Source organism: Microbacterium oryzae, assembly GCF_030406385.1.
GTDB classification, from domain to species: domain Bacteria; phylum Actinomycetota; class Actinomycetes; order Actinomycetales; family Microbacteriaceae; genus Microbacterium; species Microbacterium oryzae_A.
In genome coordinates, this window is the sequence record NZ_JAUEPM010000003.1 from 321,578 (window position 1) to 327,762 (window position 6,185).

Sequence of the window (6,185 nt, forward strand, 5' to 3'; positions counted from 1 at the left end):
GACTCAGCCCGCGGTGACGGACCGCGTCGCCGCGATCCACTCCTCGAGCTTGGCGGATGCCCGCCCGTCGTCGACCGCGGCCGCCGCGTCGCCCAGAGCCTCGACGAGCCGCTGGATCATGTTGCGCTGCGCCTGCGTCGGGTCCTGCGACAGACGGAACGCCACGATTCCCGCCGCCGCGTTCAGCAGCACGATGTCGCGCACCGGGCCCTGCTCCCCGGCGAGGGTGCGACGGAGCACGTCGGCGTTGTGCTCGGGCGTCCCGCCGAGCAGGTCGTCCATCTGAGCCGTGGGGAGCCCCACGTCGCGGGGATGGATGTCGAACTCGTGCATGTCGCCGTTCGAGATCTCCCAGATGCGGCTGTAGCCGGTGGTGGTGAGCTCGTCGAGGCCGTCCTCGCCCCGGAAGACGAGGGCCGTCGCGCCGCGCGTGCGGAACACGCCGGTGATGAGCGGCACGCTCTCCAACTGCGCGACGCCGACCGCGTTCGCCTCTGCACGCGCCGGGTTCACCAGCGGGCCGAGGTAGTTGAAGACCGTGGGCACGCCGAGCTCGGCTCGAGTCGCACCCGCATGCTTGAACCCGGGGTGGAAGGCGGCCGCCCACGCGAAGGTGATGCCGGCGACGTCGAGCACGCGCGCCACCGCCTCGGCGGGAAGACGCAGGTCGATGCCGAGTGCGCTCAGCACGTCGGAGGAGCCCGACTTCGAGCTCGCGGCCTTGTTGCCGTGCTTGACGACGGGGACGCCCGTGGCCGCGACGATGATGGACGCGGTCGACGAGATGTTCACCGTTCCGAATCGGTCTCCCCCGGTGCCGACGATGTCCAGCACGCGGGGGTCGACGGGCAGCGGCACAGCCGCCTCGAGGATCGCGTCCCGGAAGCCGATGATCTCCTCCACCGACTCGCCCTTCGCCCGCAGCGCGAGGAGGAACCCACCCAGCTGAGCGTCGGATGCATGGCCCTGCATCACCTGACGCATGGCCCAGGTCGCCTCCGACACGCTGAGGTCCTGCTTCGCGAGCACGGTGGTGAGGATGGCAGGCCAGCTGAGCGCGTCGGTCATACGACGATCTTAGGGCTGACGCGAAGCAGCCTCCCAGCAGCTTATAAGGCAGACCTAAGTTCGAAACAGGCGCGACGCACATGCCCAGGTGCCAGAATCACCCGTCGGAATCGGCCATAATGGATGGGTGACGACCTCAGCTACGTATGCCCCCGCGCCGAAGACCGTGAAGCGCCCAGATCCCGTCGCCGTCGGCACGATCGTCTGGCTCGGCAGCGAGGTCATGTTCTTCGCTGGCCTGTTCGCGATCTACTTCACGCTCCGCAGCACGTCTCCGGAGCTGTGGGAGAGCCGAACGGAGCTTCTCAACGTCCCGTTCGCTCTCGTGAACACGATCATCCTCGTGCTCTCGAGCGTGACCTGCCAGATGGGCGTGTTCGCCGCCGAGCGCATGCAGCCCTACACGGTCAAGGGGAACGGCTGGAAGAGCTGGGGCATGGTCCCGTGGTTCGGCCTGACCTTCGTCCTGGGCGCGATCTTCGTCTCGGGTCAGGTCTGGGAGTACGCGCAGCTCGTCACAGAGGGCATGCCCTACACCGCCGACTCGTACTCGTCGGCGTTCTACCTGACGACCGGCTTCCACGCCATGCACGTGACCGGTGGCCTCGTCGCCTTCCTGTTCACCATCGGCCGCGCCTTCGCGGTCAAGAAGTTCACGCACAAGGAAGCCACCACGGCGATCGTCGTGTCGTACTACTGGCACTTCGTCGACGTCGTGTGGATCGCCCTGTTCGCGGTCATCTACTTCCTGCAGTAAGAGCGGAGCAACACAAACCCATGGCACGAGAGAAGAAGCGCCGCTCCCACGGCCGACGCAGTCCCCTCGCCGCAGCCGCACTCATCGGCATCGGCCTCGTCCTCTCCGGCGGCATCTACGCCGGCGCGTCCGCTGCGGTGGCCGCGACGAGCGAGCCGACCGCGACCGACACGGCGCTGACGGCGGAGGACGGCGAGAAGCTGTTCCAGGCGAACTGCGCGACCTGTCACGGTCTCGATCTCCAGGGCACCGACGACGGCCCCTCGCTGTACGGCGTGGGCGCTCTCGCCGTCGAGTTCCAGGTCTCCACCGGGCGCATGCCGCTGCAGATGCAGGGCCCCCAGGCCGAGCAGAAGCCGGTCCAGTTCACCGAGGAGCAGATCCTCGCGATGGCGGACTACGTGCAGTCGGTGGCCCCGGGTCCCGACCTGCCCTCCGAGCACATCCTCGACGGCGAGGGCGACCTGGCGCGCGGCGCCGAGCTCTTCCGCATCAACTGCGCCATGTGCCACAACGTGGCGGCCGCCGGTGGCGCCCTGACTCAGGGCAAGTGGGCCCCGGACATCCAGGACACCAGCGCGCTGCACATCTACGCGGCCATGGTCACGGGCCCGCAGAACATGCCGGTGTTCAACAACATGAACCTGACGCCCGAGGACAAGCGCGACATCATCTCGGCGCTGCTCTATCAGCAGGAGGAGCCGGCGCCCGGAGGGTTCGACCTCGGCTCGCTCGGCCCGGTTTCTGAAGGCCTCTTCGCGTGGATCTTCGGCATCGGCGGCCTCGTGGCGATCACGGTGTGGATCACGGCGAAGTCGAACTGAGCATGGCGAACGAAGAGGACATGAGCGACATGGCACACGAGCACGACACGCAGGCGGTCGAGAGGGTCCACCGACCCTCTGCCGGCCTCGCCGTCGCGGTCGACGACCCGGTGCAGAACCCGGGCCTCCCCCCGCACCGGCCCCGTGTCACCGACAAGGACCCGCAGGCCAAGCGCCGCGCCATCCGCACGGTGTACACGCTGTTCTACGTCTCGGTCGCGGCGAGCATCTGGGCGGTCGCCGCCTACATGCTGTTCCCGATCGAGGGCGAGTACGCCACGATGGGCAACATCCGGAACAACAACCTGTTCATCGGACTCGGCATCGCCTTCGCGCTGCTCGCGATCGGCATCGGCGCCATCCACTGGGCCAAGTCGATCATGAGCGACGAGGAGCACGTCGAGGAGCGCCACACGACCCGCGGCACCGAGACGACCCGCGCCGCTGCGGTCCAGGCCTTCGCCGCCGCGAACGAGGAGTCCGGCTTCGGACGCCGCAAGATGATCCGCAACTCGCTGTTCGCCGCTCTCGTGGCCAGCGTCATCCCGGGCATCACGCTGTTCCGCAACCTCGCTCCGAACGACGGCAACGACCCGGTGCAGCTCCTCAACGAGACGATGTGGGCCAGGGGTGAGCGCCTCGTGCTCGACCCCGAGGGCACCCCGGTGAGGGCTTCCGACGTCACCATCGGCTCGGCGTTCCACATCATCCCGGAGTCGCTCGCGGGCCTGTCGCACGACGAGGGCTACCTCGAGGAGAAGGCCAAGGCCATCGTGCTCCTGGTCCGCATGCTCCCCGAGCAGCTCACCGAGAGCGAGGAGCGCAAGGACTGGTCGTACGACGGCATCGTCGCGTACTCCAAGGTCTGCACGCACGTCGGCTGCCCCGTGGCCCTGTACGAGCAGCAGACGCACCACCTGCTCTGCCCCTGCCATCAGTCGCAGTTCGACGTGTCGGATCACGCCAAGGTCGTCTTCGGCCCCGCGGCGCGTCCGCTGCCGCAGCTGCCCATCACCGTCGACGCCGAGGGCTACCTCGTCGCCAAGGACGGCTTCGCCGAACCTGTCGGCCCGAGCTTCTGGGAGCGTCATTGAGCACCGCAACCGCCACCGACAAGCCGCAGCAGAAGCCGCTCGGCGGACGTTTCGTCGGCGCAACGGCGAACTACCTCGACGAGCGCACCAGCATGTCGGGCTTCGTCAAGGAGCTCGGCCGCAAGGTCTTCCCCGACCACTGGTCGTTCATGCTCGGCGAGATCGCCCTGTGGGCGTTCGTCGCCGTGCTGATCTCCGGCACCTACCTGACGTTCTTCTTCCAGGCGTCGATGGTCGAGACCCACTACGACGGCGCCTGGCTGCCGATGCGCGGCATCCCGATGTCCGCCGCCATGGAGTCGACGCTGCACATCAGCTTCGACATCCGCGGCGGGCTTCTCGTCCGACAGATCCACCACTGGGCGGCGCTCGTGTTCATCGCCGGCATCGGCGTGCACATGCTGCGCGTGTTCTTCACGGGTGCGTTCCGCAAGCCGCGTGAGCTCAACTGGCTGATCGGCTTCGTGCTGTTCATCCTCGCTCTCGCGGAGGGCTTCACGGGCTACTCGCTGCCCGACGACCTGCTGTCGGGCAACGGACTCCGCATCATCGACGGAATGATCAAGGGCCTCCCCCTGGTCGGCACCTGGACCTCGTACCTGCTCTTCGGCGGCGAGTTCCCCGGCACGGTCATCGTGGGGCGCCTCTACACGCTGCACATCCTGATCCTCCCGCTGCTCGTCATCGGTCTGATCGCCGTGCACCTGCTCCTGATGATCGTGAACAAGCACACGCAGTTCGCCGGCCCCGGCCGCACGAACACCAACGTCGTGGGCTACCCGATGATGCCGGTGTACATGTCGAAGATGGGCGGCTTCTTCTTCATCGTGTTCGGAGCGATCGTGCTCATCGCATCGCTCGTGCAGATCAACCCGATCTGGAACTACGGCCCGTACGACCCCTCCCCCGTGTCGGCCGGAACCCAGCCCGACTGGTACATCGGCTTCGCCGATGGGGCGCTGCGCCTGGCTCCGTCGAATCTCGACTTCCACATCGGCAACTTCACGCTGTCCATGGGCATCCTCCTGCCGGTCGGCATCCTCGGCCTGTTCATCGTCGCCGTCGCGATCTACCCCTTCCTCGAGGCGTGGATCACCGGCGACAAGCGCGAGCACCACATCGCCCAGCGTCCGCGCAACGCGGCCACCCGCACCGCGATCGGCGCGGCCGGCGTCGTGTTCTACGCGATCCTGTGGACGGCGGCCTCGTCCGACATCATCGCGACGCACTTCCGCCTCACGATGGAGGGCGTGATCCTGTTCCTGCAGATCTCGCTGTTCGTCATGCCGGTGGTCGTGTACTTCATCACGAAGCGCGTGGCCCTCGCCCTGCAGAAGAAGGACCGCGAGATCGTCCTCCACGGCTACGAGTCCGGCCGCATCGTGCGGATGCCCGGCGGCGAGTACCGCGAGGTGCACAAGCCGGTCAACGAGTACGAGCGCTGGAAGCTCGTCGCCGAGGAGACCTTCGAGCCCCTCGTCGTGCGCCCCGACGACCGCGGCCGCATCGGCACCGGTCAGAAGATGCGCGCGGGCCTCTCGCGCTGGTTCTTCGAGGATCGCCTGGCTCCCGTCACCGAGACGGAGTACCGTGCGGCGCTGGAGCACCAGCAGCACGCGCTGCACGAGTACGGCGAGGCGCACGCCGGCGAGAGCGAGCACGACCAGCTCGCGGCCGGCGACGGCCTGCGTCGCTGAATCACCTTCAGAGCGGATGGCCTCGGATCTTCGGATCCGAGGCCATCCGCTTTTCCGTCGCAGACGACGCACTGTCGAGACGGGTACTGGCAGGGCGCCCCGCTTCCCTCGGAAATGGGCGTTGAATGGTGGGAACGACCCCCAACCGCAGGAGGACCTCCCTTGCTCACCGTCAATGCCTACGCGGCGCCGTCGGCCACCGAGCCGCTCGTACCCACCACGATCCAGCGCCGTGACGTCGGCCCCTCCGACGTCCTCATCGCCATCCGCTACGCCGGCGTCTGCCACTCCGACATCCACACCGTGCGCGGCGAGTGGGGCCCCATCACCTACCCGCAGGTCGTCGGCCACGAGATCGTCGGCGAGGTCGTCGAGGTCGGCTCCGCTGTCACCAAGCACGCTGTCGGCGACAGGGTCGGCGTGGGTTGCATGGTCAACTCGTGCCGCCAGTGCGATAACTGCCGCGCCGGCATGGAGAACTACTGCCTGAAGGGCAACACGCAGACCTACGCGGGCGTCGACCGTGACGGCACGATCACTCAGGGCGGCTACTCCACGCACGTCGTCGTGGACGAGGACTTCGTGCTGCGGGTTCCCGAGGCCATCCCGTACGAGGCCTGTCGGCGGCGCTCGAATTGTGAACACTTCCGGCGTTCGAAAAGTGAACGGTTGTGGGCAGTTTAGTCAGCCGGGTCGGTGATGTCGGGGCGGGTGCTGGGGAGGCTGTCGAGGCCGCGGCCTCGGA

At 67.6% G+C, this 6,185-nt stretch carries 5 protein-coding genes and 1 pseudogene; 5 read left to right on the top strand and 1 reads right to left on the bottom strand.

The window, feature by feature from the left end:
• Window positions 1-3: 3 nt before the first annotated feature.
• Window positions 4-1,068, bottom strand: coding sequence for an anthranilate phosphoribosyltransferase (gene trpD, locus QWJ90_RS07575; RefSeq protein ID WP_290107076.1), 1,065 nt, complete (start codon window positions 1,066-1,068; stop codon window positions 4-6).
• A gap of 127 nt (window positions 1,069-1,195) precedes the next feature.
• Here trpD and ctaE point away from each other — a divergent pair, with 127 nt between their 5' ends.
• The 5 genes and pseudogenes from ctaE to QWJ90_RS07600 all read left to right on the top strand — a co-directional run.
• Entirely contained in the window at window positions 1,196-1,825 is a 630-nt protein-coding gene (ctaE, locus tag QWJ90_RS07580) for an aa3-type cytochrome oxidase subunit III (protein ID WP_156241659.1), read from the top strand.
• Between the two features lie 20 nt (window positions 1,826-1,845).
• Window positions 1,846-2,649, top strand: a complete 804-nt coding sequence (gene qcrC / locus QWJ90_RS07585; RefSeq protein ID WP_290107077.1) for a cytochrome bc1 complex diheme cytochrome c subunit — start codon at window positions 1,846-1,848, stop codon at window positions 2,647-2,649.
• 29 nt (window positions 2,650-2,678) lie between these two features.
• Window positions 2,679-3,743, top strand: a complete 1,065-nt coding sequence (gene qcrA, locus QWJ90_RS07590) for a cytochrome bc1 complex Rieske iron-sulfur subunit (protein ID WP_290107090.1) — start codon at window positions 2,679-2,681, stop codon at window positions 3,741-3,743.
• Window positions 3,740-5,440, top strand: a complete 1,701-nt coding sequence (qcrB, locus tag QWJ90_RS07595) for a cytochrome bc1 complex cytochrome b subunit (protein WP_290107078.1) — start codon at window positions 3,740-3,742, stop codon at window positions 5,438-5,440. Before qcrA ends, qcrB begins: the two co-directional genes overlap by 4 nt.
• 162 nt (window positions 5,441-5,602) lie before the next feature.
• Window positions 5,603-6,046: pseudogene (locus QWJ90_RS07600) on the top strand (alcohol dehydrogenase catalytic domain-containing protein); the annotation flags it as partial.
• Window positions 6,047-6,185 lie beyond the last annotated feature (139 nt).